Annotated in this window: 19 protein-coding genes; 8 read left to right on the top strand and 11 right to left on the bottom strand. The window is 45.6% G+C overall.

The genetic code is table 11. The annotated features are described in order from the left end of the window. Positions 1-491 precede the first annotated feature (491 nt). From truA to PV783_RS00015, 3 genes are all read right to left on the bottom strand, one after another. Positions 492-1,256: a tRNA pseudouridine(38-40) synthase TruA gene (gene truA / locus PV783_RS00005; RefSeq protein WP_079473640.1), complete on the bottom strand. Its 765-nt coding sequence runs from the start codon at positions 1,254-1,256 to the stop codon at positions 492-494. Positions 1,257-1,364: 108 nt separating this feature from the next. Then, on the bottom strand, positions 1,365-2,882 hold the full coding sequence (locus PV783_RS00010) for a DUF4476 domain-containing protein (protein ID WP_420986808.1): 1,518 nt from the start codon (positions 2,880-2,882) through the stop codon (positions 1,365-1,367). 36 nt (positions 2,883-2,918) lie between these two features. Beyond that, positions 2,919-3,416 (bottom strand): biotin/lipoyl-containing protein, encoded by a 498-nt coding sequence (locus PV783_RS00015; RefSeq protein WP_111579976.1) that lies wholly within the window; start codon positions 3,414-3,416, stop codon positions 2,919-2,921. Positions 3,417-3,551: 135 nt separating this feature from the next. On the opposite strand from PV783_RS00015, the gene PV783_RS00020 reads away from it, so the two are divergent. Continuing rightward, positions 3,552-6,098: a M1 family aminopeptidase gene (locus PV783_RS00020; protein WP_079473637.1), complete on the top strand. Its 2,547-nt coding sequence runs from the start codon at positions 3,552-3,554 to the stop codon at positions 6,096-6,098. A 170-nt stretch (positions 6,099-6,268) separates the two neighbouring features. On the opposite strand, the gene PV783_RS00025 is transcribed toward PV783_RS00020, so the two are convergent. From PV783_RS00025 to PV783_RS00040, 4 genes are all read right to left on the bottom strand, one after another. Then, entirely contained in the window at positions 6,269-7,189 is a 921-nt protein-coding gene (locus tag PV783_RS00025; RefSeq protein WP_420986809.1) for a hypothetical protein, read from the bottom strand. Positions 7,190-7,207: 18 nt separating this feature from the next. After that, on the bottom strand, positions 7,208-7,987 hold the full coding sequence (locus PV783_RS00030; RefSeq protein ID WP_420986810.1) for a TPM domain-containing protein: 780 nt from the start codon (positions 7,985-7,987) through the stop codon (positions 7,208-7,210). 36 nt (positions 7,988-8,023) lie between these two features. Further along, positions 8,024-8,482 (bottom strand): TPM domain-containing protein, encoded by a 459-nt coding sequence (locus PV783_RS00035; RefSeq protein WP_079473634.1) that lies wholly within the window; start codon positions 8,480-8,482, stop codon positions 8,024-8,026. A gap of 86 nt (positions 8,483-8,568) precedes the next feature. Further along, positions 8,569-9,147, bottom strand: coding sequence for a LemA family protein (locus PV783_RS00040; RefSeq protein WP_079473633.1), 579 nt, complete (start codon positions 9,145-9,147; stop codon positions 8,569-8,571). Positions 9,148-9,535: 388 nt separating this feature from the next. Here PV783_RS00040 and PV783_RS00045 point away from each other — a divergent pair, with 388 nt between their 5' ends. After that, complete coding sequence (locus tag PV783_RS00045; protein WP_111579972.1) at positions 9,536-10,000, top strand: response regulator; 465 nt, start codon at positions 9,536-9,538, stop codon at positions 9,998-10,000. Between the two features lie 113 nt (positions 10,001-10,113). On the opposite strand, the gene PV783_RS00050 is transcribed toward PV783_RS00045, so the two are convergent. Continuing rightward, on the bottom strand, positions 10,114-10,887 hold the full coding sequence (locus PV783_RS00050; RefSeq protein WP_420986811.1) for a hypothetical protein: 774 nt from the start codon (positions 10,885-10,887) through the stop codon (positions 10,114-10,116). A 231-nt stretch (positions 10,888-11,118) separates the two neighbouring features. Here PV783_RS00050 and PV783_RS00055 point away from each other — a divergent pair, with 231 nt between their 5' ends. Next, positions 11,119-12,489 (top strand): dipeptidase, encoded by a 1,371-nt coding sequence (locus PV783_RS00055; RefSeq protein WP_079473631.1) that lies wholly within the window; start codon positions 11,119-11,121, stop codon positions 12,487-12,489. A 46-nt stretch (positions 12,490-12,535) separates the two neighbouring features. Further along, complete coding sequence (locus PV783_RS00060) at positions 12,536-12,934, top strand: RNA-binding S4 domain-containing protein (RefSeq protein WP_079473630.1); 399 nt, start codon at positions 12,536-12,538, stop codon at positions 12,932-12,934. Between the two features lie 110 nt (positions 12,935-13,044). Here PV783_RS00060 and PV783_RS00065 read toward each other — a convergent pair whose 3' ends face one another. The 3 genes from PV783_RS00065 to PV783_RS00075 all read right to left on the bottom strand — a co-directional run bounded on the left by PV783_RS00065 (position 13,045) and on the right by PV783_RS00075 (position 13,940). After that, positions 13,045-13,299: a Txe/YoeB family addiction module toxin gene (locus tag PV783_RS00065; RefSeq protein ID WP_420986812.1), complete on the bottom strand. Its 255-nt coding sequence runs from the start codon at positions 13,297-13,299 to the stop codon at positions 13,045-13,047. Further along, positions 13,300-13,554: a type II toxin-antitoxin system Phd/YefM family antitoxin gene (locus tag PV783_RS00070; protein ID WP_079473628.1), complete on the bottom strand. Its 255-nt coding sequence runs from the start codon at positions 13,552-13,554 to the stop codon at positions 13,300-13,302. It lies immediately after the preceding gene. Between the two features lie 149 nt (positions 13,555-13,703). Next, a complete protein-coding gene (locus tag PV783_RS00075; RefSeq protein WP_420986813.1) occupies positions 13,704-13,940 on the bottom strand; it encodes a hypothetical protein in 237 nt (78 codons plus the stop codon). A gap of 122 nt (positions 13,941-14,062) precedes the next feature. Between PV783_RS00075 and PV783_RS00080 the strand changes: the two genes are divergently transcribed. From PV783_RS00080 to PV783_RS00095, 4 genes are all read left to right on the top strand, one after another. Beyond that, positions 14,063-14,284, top strand: coding sequence for a helix-turn-helix domain-containing protein (locus PV783_RS00080; RefSeq protein WP_079473626.1), 222 nt, complete (start codon positions 14,063-14,065; stop codon positions 14,282-14,284). Between the two features lie 49 nt (positions 14,285-14,333). Next, positions 14,334-14,564 carry a helix-turn-helix domain-containing protein gene (locus PV783_RS00085; protein ID WP_111579970.1) on the top strand — a complete coding sequence of 77 codons (231 nt, stop codon included), beginning with the start codon at positions 14,334-14,336 and terminating at the stop codon, positions 14,562-14,564. Positions 14,565-14,878: 314 nt separating this feature from the next. After that, the gene (gene lysA / locus PV783_RS00090) at positions 14,879-16,102 is read left to right on the top strand and encodes a diaminopimelate decarboxylase (RefSeq protein ID WP_079473623.1); all 1,224 of its coding nucleotides are present in this window, start codon (positions 14,879-14,881) and stop codon (positions 16,100-16,102) included. 227 nt (positions 16,103-16,329) lie between these two features. Further along, positions 16,330-18,663: a GAF domain-containing protein gene (locus PV783_RS00095; RefSeq protein ID WP_420986814.1), complete on the top strand. Its 2,334-nt coding sequence runs from the start codon at positions 16,330-16,332 to the stop codon at positions 18,661-18,663. The last annotated feature ends 15 nt before the right edge of the window (positions 18,664-18,678 follow it).

Below are 18,678 nucleotides of genomic sequence, written 5' to 3' on the forward strand. Positions count from 1 at the left end.
AGCTGTACATTACCTGTTTGAACCTAAGCATCACTACTTAGATTCGTGCTGTTGTTTCCAATCTTTCAAAGAACTTTTGATCATTTACATGACCGCTGATGATGTGTGAGATCCGATCTCCGTGGCACTCTTGCCAAACATCTTTTTCAATTTATCCTGCAACTTTCGCTTTCCGTTTGTTGCCCCGTTGTTGTTGGGGTTGCAAAGGTAATCAACTTTTATTTTCTACCAAATCTTTTTAAAGATTTTTTTTAAATTTTATTTTTTCATGATAGCTGATCGCAGAAGCACTGATACCAGCTATTAACAGCTGTACCGCCATGATAAAATAAGTGTAGAAATGTAGTGTCGGAAAGAGCTTTTGTATGCGTGCTTTCTATCAAAGCGGAGCGCAAAGGTAGGCGGAATTTTTACACTTCCAACTTTTTCACCCGACTATTTTTTAGATTTCTCTGTAATCCTTTGTGGCAAAGGATTACAGAGATCAAGAATTATTGACGATCAAAGCGTATTGGCTGCAGCAACCCATCAGGATATCTTACTTTCATTAAAAACAAACCCTGCGGAGGAACTGCAAAATCAGCATTTGTACAATCAAGACTTTCTATCGCGGCCTTAAACTGATCCATAGAAAGCTTACCACGCCCCACTCTCAGCATGGTTCCTACCAGTCCACGCACCATACCACGCAGGAAACGGTTGGCTGTAACGTTATAGACTATACGCTCTCCGTCTACCGTCCAGTACGACTCGGTAATGTTGCAGATATAAGTCTTCACCTGCGTATTGCGCTTGGAAAACGTGGTAAAATCGCTGTAACCCTTAATCACTTCCGCGGCTTCCTGCAATGCAGTGATATCCATCTTATAAGGGAAAAAGTATCCGCGGTCTTTCAGAAAAGGATCTTTGCGGGTATATAAAGTATACTCATAGGAGCGGGCCAGCGCTGCAAACCGGCTGTTGGCATCCGGTGGCACCTGGTAAATAGCCCGCAGCACGATATCATCAGGGAGAATGGCATTGATCTTATACAGGAACTGTGGATGCAGGGGCAATTCCGTATCAAAGTGCAGGAAATTCTGTTGTGCGTTTACACCGGCGTCGGTTCTGCTGGAGCCGGTGCTTTCCGTCTTTTCCCGGAATAATATGCTCAGCGCCCGGTCTATTTCCGCCTGCACGGTATGTGCATTTTCCTGTACCTGGAAACCGCTGTACTGCGCCCCCTTATATCCTACTTCAATAAAGTACCTGTTCATATGGGGGCGAAAATAAAGAATTACGGACTATCCGGAATGAATTACGGAGTTATAGTCAGATGATCCCGTGATCTATCTTCCCATAACTCCGTAATAATGAAGGTTATATTACTTATGCAACATGGCTTTGAACCGGCCCCTGTAATAGTCATCTATTAACAGGGTTTCCAGCGAACCGTATTTCTCGGTATCCACTGTTTTGGAATAGGCTGCATCCAGCAGGCGATAGCGCGTATCATCCGCAGTGAGCAACTGTACCAGGGTTTTCACCTGCACTGTTTCCAGGCAATAGTTGCGGGTTTGTTTCTTAAATACTTCAATCATACTGTTATCCGTTCTGGCAGCTACAAATTTGCGTAACACCTTGCGGAAAGTATCATCGTCCATTACGTTGGTGCAATCGGTATTGATCAGGCGCGCATCGGCTTTCTTCTTTTCCGCAGTCGTCATTTCAGGCACCACCTCTGCTCCTACCGGCGCTCCTGCTGCATCTGCATTCACCACTTCTTCGTCACTGCGTTTCTTTTTCTTTTTGCTCTTTACCGGTTCTTCGTCCGTAACTGCAATACCATAGCCACTGGAATCCGTAATGATGTTAGCCGGATGCTCTGTATCGTCAAAGATTTTTTTCTTTTTCTTTTTGGCGCGTACCGGCGCTTCTTCTGTGGCAGTTACCGGCACTTCCACTACTACCGGCGCAGCAGCTTCTGTAGTGGCTGCAACAGCCGCAGGCGCTTTATCATCCTGGAATTCTATAAAGTCAGGATCTCCTTCTTTTGCTTTATGTTTCTTTGATTTCTTTTTTACCGGCTCTTCTGCAGGAGCAGCGGCCTTCTCAGCGTCTTCGGCAGCGGCTTCGCTGGCGGCGGTTTTACCTTCTTCAGCCAGTACGCCACTCAAAATAGCCTGTTCTTCTTCTGTTAAAGGTTCTCTTTCTCCTTTATTGCGTTTCTTCCGGGGCTTCTTTACTTCTCCTTCAGCAGCCACTGGCGCCACTTCCGCAGGAGCAGCTTCTTTCTTCACTTCCGGTGCAGGTTCCGGCTCATTCCTGTCGTCGCCGCCTACCACTACTTTATCGAGTGCAGAAGCAAAAGGATTTCCTGATTTGGCGGGAGCTGCGGATTTAGCAGGACCGGTTACAATTGCTTTATCGGCAAAAGTAGTTTCCAGGTCCTTCTGCAGGTTGGTCATCATTTCCTTTTTGGCGGTATCCAGTTCCGGCACAATGGAATCTGCAGCCGGAGGCGCTGCCGCCAGGGCAGTTTCGCCTGCATCTGACCTGAGTTCCCGGAAGGTTTGCAGATTATATAAAGAATAACCGGCTTCGCCGGATTGCTTCAGCAGAAAGCCCTGATCACTTTTTGTTATTCTAAGGTTAAACTGCGCTTCCTTAGCTTCTTTGTTTGGAAAACCCACTGTAATGGGCGCCGTACCTGTTTCCAGCCGGGGGATAATAATGTAGCCCCTTTCGGTGGAACTCAGCACTTTGCCGTTATGTTTTACATAAAACGGCTGTCCCTTCTCGCTCTGAATATACACGTAGTGGAGTTGTTCCTGCGCCCACAGCCGGCCGCATAGTAACAGACATGCCCATACGAATATTACTGTCCTGTATTTGAGATGCATACTATAAATTGGTATAAAACTGTCCTTGTGCAAATATTATTCCAGCACGATCAGCACTTCGCCTTTTTCCACTGCGGTGCGCTCTGTTACCTTGATTTCTTTTACGATAGCATCTGATCCGGCCTTGAATACGTTTTCCATTTTCATGGCTTCCAGTATCAGTACCGGGTCGCCTTTTTTGATGGCTTGTCCGGGGGTTACCAGCACTTTCAGCACCAGTCCGGGCATCGGCGCCTTGATGTCGTTCACCTTTTTGGTCATTGCATCCTTGATCCCCATTGATGCCAGCAGCTGGTCGATCGGCTCTTCTATCACCACTTCAAACTGCTGCTGATCTATCTGTAACACCACGGTTTTAGTATCTTTCTCTATCCTCAATACCTGCGCCTGGTAGCTGCGGCCATCCATTATAACGCTGTAATCGCCGGTAGGCAGCTTCACTGCCGACCAATCCACTTCCTGGTTATCGCAGGTAAGCTTTGTATCGTTATTAACGGCAAATGTAGATTTACCATTCACTATTGCTTTGATCATAATGCTGTTTTATTGGCCTGTAAGCTCAACAAAAATAGCATTTTTAACCACTTACCTCATATTTGGTCCATTTGTTTAAATTTGACTCTTTTTAATTGGCGCAAGCCGATACATTTGTTTAAAACAGTCTCTTACATGAATCTACATCTGAAGCAATCCCTGATGGGGATGCTGATCGGAGGAATAGCCGGACTGGGGATGAGCACTTCCCTGATGGCACAATCTGACAAAGCTGCCCAGGAAGACCCCGCACTAAAGATCTACCGCGCATCCGCCACTAAAGTGAACGATCTGGTACACACTAAGCTGGACGTACGTTTCGACTACGCCAAACGGTACCTCTATGGCAAAGCCTGGATAACCCTCAGGCCACATTTTTATGCCACCGACTCCCTCACCCTGGACGCCAAAGGCATGGACATCAAAGAAGTGGCAGTAGTAAAAGCAGGTAAAAGTACTCCGCTGAAATACAGCTACGACGATCTGCAACTGCATATTGCTTTGGATAAAAGCTACAAAGCCACTGAATCATATATCATCTATATCAGTTATACCGCAAAACCCGATGAACTCAAAGTAAAGGGAAGCGCCGCTATTTCTGATGCCAAAGGACTTTATTTCATCAATCCCGATGGTAAAGATCCTAAAAAGCCCACCCAGATATGGACACAGGGCGAAACGGAAAGCTCTTCTGCCTGGTTTCCCACTATCGATAAAACCAACCAGAAATGCACCGAGGAAATCAGCATGACTGTGGAAAAGAAATATGTAACGCTTTCCAACGGTAAGCTGGTAAGCCAGAAAAACAATGCCGACGGCACCCGTACAGATACCTGGAAGATGGATCTCCCCCACTCCCCTTACCTGTTTATGATGGCTGTAGGCGAGTATGCCATTGTAAAAGATACCTGGCGCGGCAAAGAAGTAAATTACTATGTGGAAAAGCCTTTTGAGAAATATGCCAAAAACATTTTTGGCAACACACCCGAAATGCTCACCTTCTATTCCAAAATACTGGGATACGATTATCCCTGGGTGAAGTATTCCCAGATCACAGGCCGCGACTACGTTTCCGGCGCCATGGAAAATACCACCGCCACCCTTCACGGGGAGTTTATACAGAAAACAGACCGCGAACTGCTGGACAACAACAATTACAATGAAAGCGTAATTGCGCATGAACTGTTCCACCACTGGTTTGGTGACCTGGCCACTGCAGAGTCCTGGAGCAATCTTACCGTAAATGAATCCTTTGCAGACTACAGCGAATACCTGTGGCTGGAGCATAAATATGGTAAGGACGCGGCAGATGAACACAGCCTGGAAGCGGCGCAATCGTATATGTCGATGGTGCAATACGCCGGCGATAAAGACCTGGTGCGCTTCCATTATCACGACAAAGAAGATATGTTTGACCAGATCACCTATCAGAAAGGCGGCCGGATCCTGCATATGCTCCGCAATGCCGTTGGTGATTCTGCCTTCTTCAAATCCCTGAACCTTTACCTGAAAACAAATGCCTTTAAAGCTACAGAAGCGCACCAGCTGCGTTTGGCGGTAGAAGAGGTAACCGGCAGGGATATGAACTGGTTCTTCAACGAGTGGTATTTTGGCAAAGGCTTCCCGCAGCTGGACATCAGCTATAAGTATAATGATGCCGCCAACACGGTGACTGTTATTTTACAGCAGATCCAGAAAGACAGTAAAGTATGGCATATCCCGATGGCCGTTGATATATATGCAGGCGGTAAAGCAAACAGGCATAACATCTTCATGGAAAACAGGGTGGACTCTTTCACTTTCTCTTATACAACTAAACCAGACCTGGTAAATGTAGATGCAGATAAGGTAGTTTTAGCCAAGATAGATGACCACCGGGCGTTTAGCACTTATGCTTATCAATACGCCCATGCACCTAATTACATGGACCGCCATATTGCAATAGATGAAGCAGCAGATGCACAGGCTACCAATCCGGAAGCCGTGAAACTGTTGGTGCTGGCTTTGAAAGATAAATACCACGGCCTGAGAACCTATACCATCGGAAAGCTGAACCTTGGCAATGAAGCCGTGAAAACCGCTGCCCTGCCTATTTTGACGGATCTTGCCAAACAAGACCCCAGCTCCCTTGTACGCGCAGCGGCGTTACAGCAACTGGGTGAATTAAAAGATCCACAGTATGCCGCTTTATTTGAAGCAGCCACAAAAGATAAATCCTATGCTGTAGAAGCCGCCGGCCTGGAAGGCTTAGCCACCCTGGATTTAGACAAAGCGTATAACATTGCCAAACAACTGGAAGGTGATACCAAAGGTAAACTGGTGAATGCTATTGCCGGTGTATATGCCCGGAAAGGTAATGCCTCCGATGTTACTTTTGTGGCAACAAAGTTTGATGAAACCTCCGGTCAGGACAAGCTGAATGCGGCTTTCGACTACCTGGGTTTCTTATCAAAAATCAACAACACCCCTGCTGTGATAAAAGGTGTGGACCAGGTGAAAGCCATGACCGCACAATTTAACAACTCACAGGTAAGCACTTACATCAGCAACTGGATGCAGGAAATCAGCAAAAGCAAATCGCAGGAAGCTACAGCCACTACCGGCGCTAACCGCGATGAGCTGCTGAAGCAGGCAGACTATATGGCTAAAGCATCAGAGGAGATCAGGAAGAGTATTAAGTGATTGTGGCGTAGGTTGTCTTTCTCAGGATTCCCCTGATTTTACTGATTTATTTTTTTATACCAGATAATGGGAGATAGAAGCCGGACGTCGCTTTTATCTCCCATTATCTTTTAAATCCTTAAAATCAAAAAGTAAATCAGTAAAATCAGGGGAATCCTGAGAAAGACAACCTACGCTATGATCTCCACGAGGGCATTGAGCTTAGGATCCCAACGCCAGGGAGTATTGGCGAGTCTTACACCTCCGAGCCAGCGATGCTCGAGTGATACATAGTCGAGATAATTTTCTTCTTCTTCCAGTATTTCCCTTCCCAGGCTGGTAATTTTCAGCATCTGGTCGTGTTCTTCTATTACGCCTGCATTAGCCATTCGATGGATGAGGATATCGAGCTGGAAATTGGTGAAGCCGTATATTTCCAGTTCATTCCAGAAAAGCATGTAGAGGTCGTACCAGCGGTAACTGCCCAGTACGAGGCGAAGCAGGAAATAGTTTTCGATGGTGCTCAGGCCGGTATTAACATCGGGGAAACGTTTCAGGTGTGCGTTGATAGCTGCGGGCAGGTATTTCAGATTCCCGGCAGAGAGTTTACTGATTGTTTCCAGCACTTGTGGGGTACTGAGGCACCAGGCATCCCATACATCGGCGGCCCAGGTGATATCCTCTGGTTGAAGCCGTGTGCGTTGTTCAAAGATTTGCGGGAAGTCTTCCGCATTGGGGTGATGGTGCAGGTCCACCAGGCTGATGGGAGGAAGGGCGGTGAGCCGGCTGCTGAGGTAATAAAGGATGAACAGCATATTGATCTGGCAGAACAGGTCATATTCAAACCAGAGTACAATTTCATCTGTACCGGAGCCGGAGAGATCTAGTTTCTCCAGCTCCTGTACTACATTGGTATAATAAGTTTGTTTATCAATTCCGTAGTGGAATTCGAGGTGTTTGGCGCGGCTTTCAAAGAATTCTGTGAGGTCTTTTGTATATTTTACTTTGCCTTCGCACATCATTTCCCGGCATACCACTATTTCCCCCGGCACCTTGCTTTCCCGGAACAAGGCAAGGGTAGCATCTCCATTTAACACATGCAAGTATGACATAAAATAGTTTTCCTGCTATTACCAGCTGCCGCTGGCGCCACCGCCGCCGCCGGAACCTCCTCCGAAGCCGCCGAAGCCACCACCTCCTCCACCACCGGACCATCCGCCTCCGCCACTACCACTGCCAAAGCCTCCCATGCCGCCTATTACCGGCCATATCCATCCGCCGCGCCTGTTATAGGTGGTTCCGCCACCTCTGCCGCCGCCGCCACCGCGGCCAATAATGGAAACGATAATCACGATGACCATGATGATCAGGAATATAGCGCCCGGGCTGATGCCGGGTTTGCTTTGCCGCGGATCTGCGCGGTATTCGCCGGCAGCTGCTTTCTGAATGGCTTCTACGGCGCCATCGAGGCCCTGATAGTAGTGTCCTTCACGGAAAGCTGGCTTTATGACCTGTGAAATGATCTGGTTGGCAACCGCATCGGGTACTACGCCTTCCATGCCATAGCCCGTTTCAATCCTGATCTTCCTGTCTTCCACTGAAACAAGAATAAGGATACCATTGTTCTTGCCTTTGGTACCTATTCCCCAATCGCGCAATATTTTTAATGATACCTGACTGATATCGTAGTCGCCGATGGACTTGAGTGTAACAATTGCTATCTGCGTGGAGGTGCTGTCGAAGTAGGCCACTACTTTTTGTTCGAGGGCATCATCTTCAGTTTTCAGCAATACGCCTGCAAAGTCATTAACTAAAGTGGGAGGATTAGGCCGGGGCGGTATATTCTGTGCATTCGCCAGCAAACCCGCCATCATTAATAATCCCGGTAAAAACCAGCGTAGTATCCTCATTGTATCAAAGCTAAAATCGTTTAAAAAGAGTGGCTTTTATTTGCCGAAGACGATATCGTCAGGCAATTCATTAGCATCGTTACCGGCTTCGTGCGGGAAAAAAGTGCGGAGTGAGGCGCCTATTTCCGCTATACATGCTTCAATGCCGTCGATAATACGATTGTTCTGAAAGTGGTCGATTAATAATCCTGCTTCTTTCACCCAGAATTCGTCACCTACTTTCTCATGTATGCCCTGGTCGCCCAGGATGGCAAACTGCCGGTCTTTAATGGCCACATATACCAAAACGCCGTTGCGCAATTTTGTTTTTCCCATATCGAGTGACACGAAAGCTTCTTTCGCTCTGTCCATAGGATCCACGTAGCTGCAATGGCTTTCTACAAACAACCTGATTTCTCCGGAAGTAAGCCGTTCTGCTACCCGGATAGCCTGCACGAGTCTTTCTTTCTCCGTTTCTGAAAAAATCTCTTTTCGTTTAAAAGGGAAAATGCGCATGCTGTATATAATTTTTTTGATTTCCGTTCCGGGGATGCCGGTATTGCACCAGCATCCCGGAGGCGGCTTATCTTTTAAAGGTTGTTTTAGAATTTAACCTGTGGAGCATTTTCGGAACCCGCGGCTGCTTCGAAATAACCTTTTTGTTTAAAGCCAGTGATACCGGCTACAATGTTGTTTGGGAAAGTACGAACGGAGCTGTTGTAAGCATTTACCGCTTCGTTGAAATCGTTACGGGCAACATTAATCCTGTTTTCCGTTCCTTCCAGTTGTGCCTGGAGGTTCTGGAAGTTAGCATTTGCTTTCAGGTCGGGGTAGGCTTCTGATACGGCGAGTAAGCGGCCCAGTGCCTGGCTTAACTGTCCTTGTGCAGCCTGGTATTGCTGAATTTTTTCAGGGCTGAGATCATTCACATCTACTTTGATCTGGGTAGCGCTGGCGCGTGCCTGGATCACTTTTTCGAGGGTTTCAGTTTCGAAATTGGCGGCGCCTTTCACTGTGGCCACCAGGTTAGGGATCAGATCAGCACGGCGTTGATAGCTACTTTGTACCACTCCCCATTTATTTTTCACGTTTTCGTCTTTAGTCACGAGGCCGTTGTATTTACCACAACCTAACATGACCAGCAATGCGAGTACTACGATAACAATAATTCCTGTTTTCATCTGAATTTAAATTTAAGTTTTAAGTGCCGGCAAATGTGCAAAAGGTATTCCCGATTTTACGCTTGCCGGTGTAAGTAGTTTTTTCACCGGTGAACGCTATAAAAAAAGCGGTTAACGCGCGCTTTTCATAACTACACGAAAATATGGAAACTCCCCCACTAAATCGCTATTGGATAAGGAAACGGCTATTTTTTAAAAAAGTTCATTCATCCTTGAAATATTCGTCATAAAACAGTATGTTTATATGTACCTTTGTTGGGTGTAAAATGCTGAACGTTTTACTATATGATTTAAGGTGAATGGGGCAGAATGGATACAAAATCGATATCGAAAGTTTCATTGTTTCTAACTCATTTATTATCAATAACTTGGAACTAAGTCTGCTTAAATGAGTGCACAACACATCCATATACTCTATATTGATGATGAAATACACAATCTGAATGCTTTCAAAGCTTCATTCAGGAGGTTGTACAACATAGTTACAGCCACTTCTGCAGAAGAAGCAGAAAAGCTGCTGGCAGAACAGGAATTTCACATCATTATCTCGGACCAGCGGATGCCCAAAACAACCGGGATAGAGTTTTTTGAATCAATACTGGAAAAATACCCCGAGCCTATACGTATGCTGCTGACCGGCTATGCCGATATCAACGCAGTAGTAGATGCCATTAACAAAGGACAGGTATATAAATATTTCTCCAAACCCTGGAACGAAGAGGAGTTGAAACACAATATCGAGAAGGCATATGAAGTGTACGCCCTCCGCAAAGAGAACAAAGAGTTAACCGCCAAATTGCTTGATGTAAACCAGAAACTGGAGTTCCTGGTAAGACAGAAACTAATTTCCTGATCATTATTGGAGGCAGTGAAAATAAGGAGGAGTTCCTGTGAAGTGGGGACGGGCCTACTTATGCCTTACTGTTGCGTTGCACGCAAGGTGGACTTGATCAGGAGAACGTATGCTCATTCCCGTTGGCGTAACAGCACTGTGTGAGGTGTACACAAAGTAGTATTATACTTCTTCCCGCGCGCTTCTTTGTAACGCGGCACTTTCTTTACATCCGGTATTACAGTTACCCGCTGTTTTTTCACTGCCGGCGGCACCACTGCGAGTATATCTGCCGCCACAAACCGGCGGTTTGCCGTTGCCAGCGGGCCATTGAAGCTTCTTACCTGTACTATTACCAGCAACGTTCCTTTTCCCGACAACGCCACATCCAGCTCAATATCACTGAAGCGTGTATCCATACCGATCATAACACTGGCCGTACGACTACCTGTTATACGCCGTTCCAGGAAACTGACGCGGACAGCAATGACCTTCACCTCCAGGTGGGTGGCTGTGCCCTCCGGCCGCAATGTTTGCGCGGGTATGGTTACCACTCCGGCAGGTGACATCACCGGCTGCTGACAGAAGAAATTCTCCACGCTGGCGTGCCTGTTGAACCGGAAGCCGTTTAACATTTGCAGCTGACTTTTCCCTGCGGAGATCAACGTCTTGTTCAGGCGGTTGACCAATGAGCCATCGCGGGAGATATCCAAATGCGGCGTAACGGCCTGCCGGACCAGTTTTCCTTTCCTGCTGGCGATACCAAAATCGCGCGATGCGTGACGGGTAGCGGCGGTTTGCCGCACCGTTTCGGGCATGGTACGGAGGTAATATTGTCCGTTCCTGCGGTAACCGATCAGGTTACCCAGCTTGCCCGTAAAACTGATTATTCCTGTTTGTTTTGCCATAAGCGTTAACTTTTTTACTGAAAATAAGATAAAACCACGGGAGGGTTTCCGGGCCGGATTTAGAGATTGACAAAAGGGAGTGTATCGTGTATTGGATGTTATTCAAACGGGAATGGACTACTCCTCCGCTTTCTCTAAAGCGTCATGAACTACCATTCGAAACTATCTAAATCTGTAAATGTTGATTTTCCTTTAACTTGCACCACATTGTGAACTTAATTTCCTAGAATCATGCAAGTTTGGAAAGATTACCAGGCAGAGAACAAAGATCGTTTCCTGGATGAATTACTGGCGCTGTTACGCATTCCTTCTGTGAGTGCGGATTCCCGTCACAATAAAGATACCCAGCAATGTGCAGAAGCGGTAAAAGTACGTTTGGAAGAAGCCGGCGCAGATAAAGTAGAAGTGTGTCAGACTGCTGGTCACCCGATCGTTTATGGCGAAAAGATCATAGATCCATCCTTACCCACCGTGCTGGTATACGGTCACTATGATGTACAGCCTGCAGATCCGCTGGAACTGTGGCATAGCGGTCCGTTTGAACCGGTGATTAAAGATGGTAATATATATGCCCGTGGCAGTGCAGACGACAAAGGCCAGTTTTACATGCATGTAAAGGCTTTTGAAACCATGAACAAAACCAACACTATTCCCTGCAACATCAAATTTATGATTGAAGGGGAAGAAGAAGTAGGTTCTGCTAACCTCGGCATCTTCCTGAAAGATAACAAAGAGCGCCTGAAAGCAGATGTAGTACTGATTTCAGATACCTCCATGATCAGCCTGGAAAACCCTTCCATTGATACCGGTCTTCGCGGACTGGCTTATATGGAAGTAGAAGTAACCGGTCCTAACCGCGACCTGCACAGTGGCGTGTACGGTGGCGCAGTGGCTAACCCGGCAACCATCCTGGCAAAAATGATTGCTTCCCTGCACGATGAAAATAACCACATCACCATTCCCGGTTTCTACGATAAAGTACAGGAACTGAGCGCAGAAGAAAGAGCCGCACTCAATGCCGCTCCTTTTGATGAAGAAGAATACAAAAAAGACCTGGGTGTAGCTGATGTTTGGGGAGAGAAAGGTTTTACCACTATCGAAAGAACCGGTATCCGGCCAACGCTGGAAGTAAACGGTATCTGGGGTGGTTATACCGGCGAAGGTTCCAAAACCGTATTGCCATCCAAAGCATTTGCCAAAATCTCTATGCGCCTTGTTCCCAACCAGGACTGGCACGAAATATCGGACCTGTTCACCAAACATTTCGAAGCCATTGCGCCTAAGAGTGTGAAGGTGAAAGTAACCAAGCATCATGGCGGCAGCCCGTATGTTACCCCGATCGACTCGGTAGCATTTAAGGCAGCCCACAAAGCAATCAACGCCACTTTTGGCAAAGATCCTATCCCGGTGCGCGGAGGAGGTAGTATTCCTATCGTAGCACTGTTTGAAAAGGAACTGGGGCTGAAAACAGTACTGATGGGCTTTGGACTGGATAGCGACAACCTCCACTCTCCCAACGAGAAGTATGGTTTAGCTAATTATTACAAAGGCATTGAAACCATTCCTTATTTCCACAAATTTTTTGCGGAAATGAGTAAATAGCCAAACCGGCGGCAGCCACGGTTGCCGCCGGCTTAAAGTTTTGAATATGAGTAATACCGAAAAAGTACGCGTAGATAAATATCTCTGGTCCATCAGGGTGTTTAAAACCCGCAGCCAGGCTGCAGATGCCTGCGACGGCGGTAAAGTAAAGATGAACGGCTCCTCAGTAAAAGCCGCTAAACCCGTGAACATAGGCGATAAGTTTGAGATCAGGAGCGAAGCCCGTAAGTGGGTGATTGAAGTAACCGGCCTCATTTCCAACAGGGTGGCCTATCCTGAAGCTATTAAGTATTATATAGACAATACCCCGGATGAGGACAAACTGGCGCCAGCCTTTGTGCCATCTGTATTCCAGACCGGTAAGCGCCAGAGTAAGATTGGCCGTCCAACAAAGAAAGACCGGCGGAGTATTGAAGGGTTTATGGAGGGGGATGAGGAGGAGTGATTAGCGTGTTTACTTTTAACCTAGCTATAACATCAGCCGATAAAGGATTTTATAGAGTATCGCTAAAAGTCAGCACAAAAAAGGTCAATCGAAATGGATTGACCTTTTTTTTAATAGTGGTATCTACATTGTAGGATGTAGATAGAATCTTCTATTACTTTGTACACCAATCTATGCTCCTGGTCAATTCTTCGGGACCAGCATCCAGCCAGGTTTTCTTTGAGCAATTCGGGTTTCCCCAAACCTTCAAAAGGCTGTCGCATCGTGTCTTTCAGTAATTCGTTACTCTTTTTCATGATCTTACGATCATTTTGTTGCCAGTATAAGTAATCCTCCCAGGCATTACTATCCCATGTAAGCGTCATTTACTCTTCAATTAAATCATGTTTTTCACCGTTACCATTGTTAGCTCTTTCCAAAGCCTCCATTAAACGGGTTCTATTTTTCTCTGATCTCATGAGGTGTAACGTTTCCTGAATAGAATTATATTCTTCCAGGGAAATAATCACAACACTTCTCTCATTACCACGCGGTACGATGAGTACATCATGATTATCAGAAACGTTATCAAGATGTGCTTTCATTTTATGCCTGAAATCACTGTAATTTACTACTTGCATATTATGCTACTTTATATAATAAGTACCTATAAACGTACATAATTTTGTACTTACTTTTGTAAGAATAGTTCGTTTATACGAACCTTCCAAATATTTGCGGGGTTAAATTGCTAATAGCAACGCTGATAAAGCTTTTAGCAATTCATTTTTCATAACCTGTCTTTCAGCTCCTGCTGTACTTCCCAGGCGAGGTCTTTTATTTTTTCCATTTCGGCGATGCTGAAAACGGCTGCATGGTGGCGTGTTTCGCGCGCCTTTTTGTAAAACGTGCTTTCACTCCAACCGCATTCTTCACAAACTTTTTCGCGGAATTTAACGGCGCTGCCAGCAAAGCCTTCGAGGAGAGAACGGAGTGGATTGGATTGTACATTTTTTGTTGGTTGCATGATATGTATGGTTTTGGTTAACAAGGCTGTTACTATGAAGCAAAGATAATCATTTAAATTCACATGAGGGCATATATGTCCTCAAAATTACTGTTCATTTTGTTCATATTCGATTTAAGAATATGGACATCAATAAACAAAAAGAGCTGGAAAACCTGGGGCGAAGAATCCGCCAACTCAGAGAGCAAAAAGACTGGAGCCAACGTGAAATGGCGTCCCGCTGTAATATTGATTCCGCCAGTATTGGTAAAATGGAAAGAGGTGAATTAGATATAAGATACACTACACTTTTACAATTAGCGCTTGTTCTTGAAGTAACTCCTGCTGAACTGCTTAATAGTTAATCCTTCTCTCTAAATCATTCAAATTCTGTTAAAAAACTTGTACGTGGTTATGAATAATAATCAGGAAGCATTAATACTATTGGGAGCCAAACTGCGATATCTAAGACAACAAAAGGGATGGAGTTTGCGCCAAATGGATGCCCATTGTAATATTGAATTTTCTAACCTGGGACAAATAGAGAAGGGTAAGGTAGATATAAGATTTTCTACTATCATCCGGCTGGCTAAGGTATTTAATATCCCTCCCCGCGACTTGTTTGATTATCCAGATCAGGAATAATTACTTCTGTTTCCTACATGAAAAAACAGTCTTATCCATCCGCGGTGGGTTATTCAAATCAAACCCATAAGCTTTTGAAGTTAAATACCAGGCCTGGCGCACCCGTTCAGCCAATGAAAGGCTTAAATCAACATTATCCGTATCTGCCTCAGCATACGTCTTGATTTTGAAGGCAGTTCTGTCAAATCTGTGGTTCCATAAATACATGAATTCACTAATAAGAACCTCCCCTATAGGCGATTCTCCCTTTTTTCTACAATTTCTCACTTTTGCGTAGTAATTTTGCATCCTCATTCTTAAACTAAGGATTTTCAATGCCTAAACAAAGCGACGTACTTACTGCCGATTTCCTGGTGAAAGTAGCAGAAGAATTTGGTACCCCGGTATATATATACCATGCAGAAAAGATTAAAACCCAGTATGAAAAGCTCCAAAAGGCATTTCAGAAGTCTGACACCCGCTTTTTCTACGCCTGTAAGGCATTGACCAACATCAATATCCTTAAGTACATCAATTCTATTGGTTGCGGACTGGACACGGTGTCGATCCAGGAAGTTCAGCTGGGCCTGAAGGCCGGCTTTGATCCTAAGAATATCATCTTTACCCCCAACTGTGTGGACCTGCAGGAAATTATTGCAGCGAAAGACCTGGGCGTAATCATTAATATAGACAACCTCTCCATCCTGGAGCAGTTTGGTAATAAGTTCGGTGGCAGCTATCCGATCTGTATCCGTTTGAACCCACATATCATGGCGGGCGGGAACTTCAAGATCTCTACCGGGCATATCGATAGCAAGTTTGGTATTTCCATCCACCAGATGCGTCATATCGAACGCATTATCAATTCTACTAAACTGAAAGTAACCGGCCTGCACATGCACACTGGCTCTGAAATCAAGGATGTAGATGTGTTTCTGCGCGGCGTGGAAGTAATGTTTGAAATGGTACAGCACTTCCCTGATCTGGAATCTATTGACCTCGGCAGCGGCTTTAAGGTAGCTTACCAGCAGGGAGATCCTGAAACAGATATTGACCTCCTCGGCAAAAAACTGAGCGAAGCGTTCAATAACTTTGCTAAATCATACGTACGTCCGCTGCAGCTGTGGTTTGAACCAGGAAAGTTCCTGGTAAGCCAGAGTGGTTACTTTGTAGTAAAGGCTAATGTGATCAAGCAAACTACTGCCAATGTATTTGTAGGGGTAAATTCCGGCTTCAATCACCTGATCCGCCCCATGTTTTATGAGGCGTTCCACCTGATCCGCAATATTTCCAACCCGAAAGGCACCGAGCGGATCTATACCGTGGTAGGTAATATCTGCGAAACAGACACCTTTGGATGGGACCGTAAGATTAATGAGGTAAGGGAAGGCGATTACCTGGTGTTTTATAACGCCGGCGCCTATGGCTTTGAAATGTCATCCAACTTTAACTCCCGCCTGAAACCGGCGGAAGTATTGGTGAAAGACGGCAAGCCGCACCTGATCCGTAAACGTGATACCTTGGAAGATCTGCTTAAAAACCAGATCGAATTGCAATAAATCTTCCGGATTTCCGCGGATTCAGGTATTTGATTATCAGGTGTATAGCACATTTGACAAATACCTGAATCCCGGAATTCAATATTGATACAATATTTCTCCTACCTTTGCGTCTACAATAGTACCCCCTCTCTGTTATTCCTGCAATGTTTTACTGTAAATTGTAATAAGAATTATTACTGGCACTAAAAGGACAGCCTTTGGTTATAATTGTACTATAATATAATATGAAAGTTTTAACTGCACACCCCGGTATATTTAACGATGATAAAGTAATTGAGTCTAATATATCATTCGTACCGTTCCTGAATTATCTGAAGGAAAAGGTAACTCATGAAGGAGAAGCCCGTTCGTCTTTCTATAAACTGATCATTGATAAATTTGAAAGTAACCCGGAGATACTCAAACCCATTCCTGCCACTGCTGATCTCAGTGTATACAAGGAGTACCTGGATCTGCTGATAGCCGCTATTTTCCCGGTTACCACAGATTCCAGCAAAGACATCTATGGCATAGGCGTTCCGTTTAAGTTCGCCATCTTCCATTATTCTGATCTCTTTAAACAGCTATTTGCTGAAAACGGCTCCGAACTATCGGCTGTTCCGGACGGCATTTCCATTGCCCAGGTAAAAAAAGACAAGATCACCTGGTTGTACAAACTGATCCTGGAAAAGGTATTCCACTTTCCCATGAACTATAAGAACGATATCATCCATACGCTGGAAACGCCTGATGGTGGTAAACGTTATGTGAAAGTAAATATAGATCCCAGGTTTGTGGATGTAAAGGTAAACGGTGAACTGCCGCACCTGAACTATGATATGTTCTGCTCCAAGCAGATTACACCGGATGCCCTGCAACAGTTATTGCCTACCAGTATGTTTTCACTGGAAGGCTTTGTTATCTGGACAGTGAAAGATGTAACCCAATCGGAAACGCTCAATAATATCAAGAGCCTGGTGATGAACATGCGCACCAGCAACGAAATCGAGAGCTACCGGACCCTGGAAAAAATGATCCCGGTTATTTTAGGTATCCCCGATGTAACCGCCCACATGGTGCCGTTTCCAAAAGTAAACGGCAAAAATGTGCTGGAAGAACAATTCTCCAATACCGATCCGATCCTGGGAGTGGGCAACAAAAAACAACAGCAGCACTTTTTCCAGCTGCTGCTGGAACACGCGCAGCAAAACCCGGCGCCGCTGATAGTTCCTGATGTAAATGAAACGTCGATTGCGCCACATGCGTTCCTGAAATATCTGCCAATCAAGAATATCCGGAGCTTCGTGATATTCCCGATCACGCATAAAAAAGAAATACTGGGCGTGCTGGAGCTGGCCTCTTCCACACCTAACCGGTTATCGTCCGACCCGCTGTGGAAACTGCAAAACACTTATCCCCTGCTGGTGCTGATGCTGAACCGCAGCATGAACATCCTCGAAAGCCGGCTGAATGAAGTGATCAAAGACCAGTTTACCGCCTTACAGCCTTCCGTGGAATGGAAGTTTGTAGACGCCGCCTGGAACTACCTGCTGACACCAGAAGAAGAGAGAAAAGATATTGAAAGCATCAGCTTTGATGAAGTGTACCCGCTTTATGGCGCGGTGGATATCCGCAACTCATCTGTACAACAGGGCACTGCTATCCGGGAAGATTTGCAGGAACAGCTGGAACTGATCCGCGATACACTCGAAACCATCGGGAAAACCATTCACCTGCCTTTACTGGAGGAACTGCAGTTTAAAACAAATGATCTGCTGGATAACCTCAGTAACAGCCTGCAGGCGGGCGAAGACCTGAAGGTGAACGAGTTCATGGACCAGGAAATACAGCCTGTACTGGAACATCTCTGTGAAGACAATGAAGAGCTGAAACCATTACTGGCCAGCTATTTTGCGAAGATGGATAAAACGGAAGGACACGTTTATCATCACCGGAGAGAGTACGAAGAAAGCTTATCCAACATCAACATGGCCATTAGCCAGTACCTGGAGAAGGAACGCCAGTACATCCAGCATTCTTTCCCCTGCTACTTTGAAAAGTACCGTACCGATGGCGTGGAGTATACTATTTATATTGGCCAGTCGATTGCCCAGGAAAAGAAATTTGACCAGTTGTACCTGCGCAACCTGCGCCTGTGGCAGCTTTCTTCTATGGCGCATATCGCAAGGCTTACACATAAACTGGGACCTAAATTAAAGGTGCCGCTGCAAACCACGCAGATGATCCTGATGCACAGCGCTCCTATCACCATCAGCTTCCGCAGCGACGAACGCCGGTTTGATGTGGAAGGCGCTTACAATGTGCGTTATGAGATCATCAAAAAACGTATTGATAAAGTACATATAAAAGATACCGGCGAACGGTTAACACAACCCGGTACTATTGCAATGGTATACTCTTATGTGAGAGAAATGGAGGAACTGAAAAAGTATATTACTTTCCTGCAAAGCAAAAAAATACTGCTGCCGGAAATTGAAATGCTAGACCTGGAAGAGCTACAGGGTGTGAGCGGATTGAAAGCGCTCCGCGTAAAAGTAAATATGGAAGCTATCGTATAAAAAAAGGGAAGGCCA

The sequence above is a fragment of the Chitinophaga sp. CC14 genome, from assembly GCF_048957795.1.
In the GTDB taxonomy this organism is placed as follows: Bacteria; Bacteroidota; Bacteroidia; order Chitinophagales; family Chitinophagaceae; genus Chitinophaga; species Chitinophaga ginsengisegetis.

What these genes read in the sequence shown, in the direction of transcription:
- PV783_RS00020 (WP_079473637.1), top strand. Translation starts at nt 3,552, where the DNA reads ATGAATCTACATCTGAAGCAATCCCTGATGGGGATGCTGATCGGAGGA.
- PV783_RS00015 (WP_111579976.1), bottom strand. Translation starts at nt 3,416, where the DNA reads ATGATCAAAGCAATAGTGAATGGTAAATCTACATTTGCCGTTAATAAC.
- PV783_RS00070 (WP_079473628.1), bottom strand. Translation starts at nt 13,554, where the DNA reads ATGCAAGTAGTAAATTACAGTGATTTCAGGCATAAAATGAAAGCACAT.
- PV783_RS00030 (WP_420986810.1), bottom strand. Translation starts at nt 7,987, where the DNA reads ATGAGGATACTACGCTGGTTTTTACCGGGATTATTAATGATGGCGGGT.
- PV783_RS00065 (WP_420986812.1), bottom strand. Translation starts at nt 13,299, where the DNA reads ATGACGCTTACATGGGATAGTAATGCCTGGGAGGATTACTTATACTGG.
- PV783_RS00045 (WP_111579972.1), top strand. Translation starts at nt 9,536, where the DNA reads ATGAGTGCACAACACATCCATATACTCTATATTGATGATGAAATACAC.
- PV783_RS00050 (WP_420986811.1), bottom strand. Translation starts at nt 10,887, where the DNA reads ATGGCAAAACAAACAGGAATAATCAGTTTTACGGGCAAGCTGGGTAAC.
- PV783_RS00075 (WP_420986813.1), bottom strand. Translation starts at nt 13,940, where the DNA reads ATGCAACCAACAAAAAATGTACAATCCAATCCACTCCGTTCTCTCCTC.
- PV783_RS00095 (WP_420986814.1), top strand. Translation starts at nt 16,330, where the DNA reads ATGAAAGTTTTAACTGCACACCCCGGTATATTTAACGATGATAAAGTA.
- PV783_RS00060 (WP_079473630.1), top strand. Translation starts at nt 12,536, where the DNA reads ATGAGTAATACCGAAAAAGTACGCGTAGATAAATATCTCTGGTCCATC.
- PV783_RS00055 (WP_079473631.1), top strand. Translation starts at nt 11,119, where the DNA reads ATGCAAGTTTGGAAAGATTACCAGGCAGAGAACAAAGATCGTTTCCTG.
- PV783_RS00035 (WP_079473634.1), bottom strand. Translation starts at nt 8,482, where the DNA reads ATGCGCATTTTCCCTTTTAAACGAAAAGAGATTTTTTCAGAAACGGAG.
- PV783_RS00025 (WP_420986809.1), bottom strand. Translation starts at nt 7,189, where the DNA reads ATGTCATACTTGCATGTGTTAAATGGAGATGCTACCCTTGCCTTGTTC.
- PV783_RS00010 (WP_420986808.1), bottom strand. Translation starts at nt 2,882, where the DNA reads ATGCATCTCAAATACAGGACAGTAATATTCGTATGGGCATGTCTGTTA.
- lysA (WP_079473623.1), top strand. Translation starts at nt 14,879, where the DNA reads ATGCCTAAACAAAGCGACGTACTTACTGCCGATTTCCTGGTGAAAGTA.
- PV783_RS00040 (WP_079473633.1), bottom strand. Translation starts at nt 9,147, where the DNA reads ATGAAAACAGGAATTATTGTTATCGTAGTACTCGCATTGCTGGTCATG.
- PV783_RS00080 (WP_079473626.1), top strand. Translation starts at nt 14,063, where the DNA reads ATGGACATCAATAAACAAAAAGAGCTGGAAAACCTGGGGCGAAGAATC.
- truA (WP_079473640.1), bottom strand. Translation starts at nt 1,256, where the DNA reads ATGAACAGGTACTTTATTGAAGTAGGATATAAGGGGGCGCAGTACAGC.
- PV783_RS00085 (WP_111579970.1), top strand. Translation starts at nt 14,334, where the DNA reads ATGAATAATAATCAGGAAGCATTAATACTATTGGGAGCCAAACTGCGA.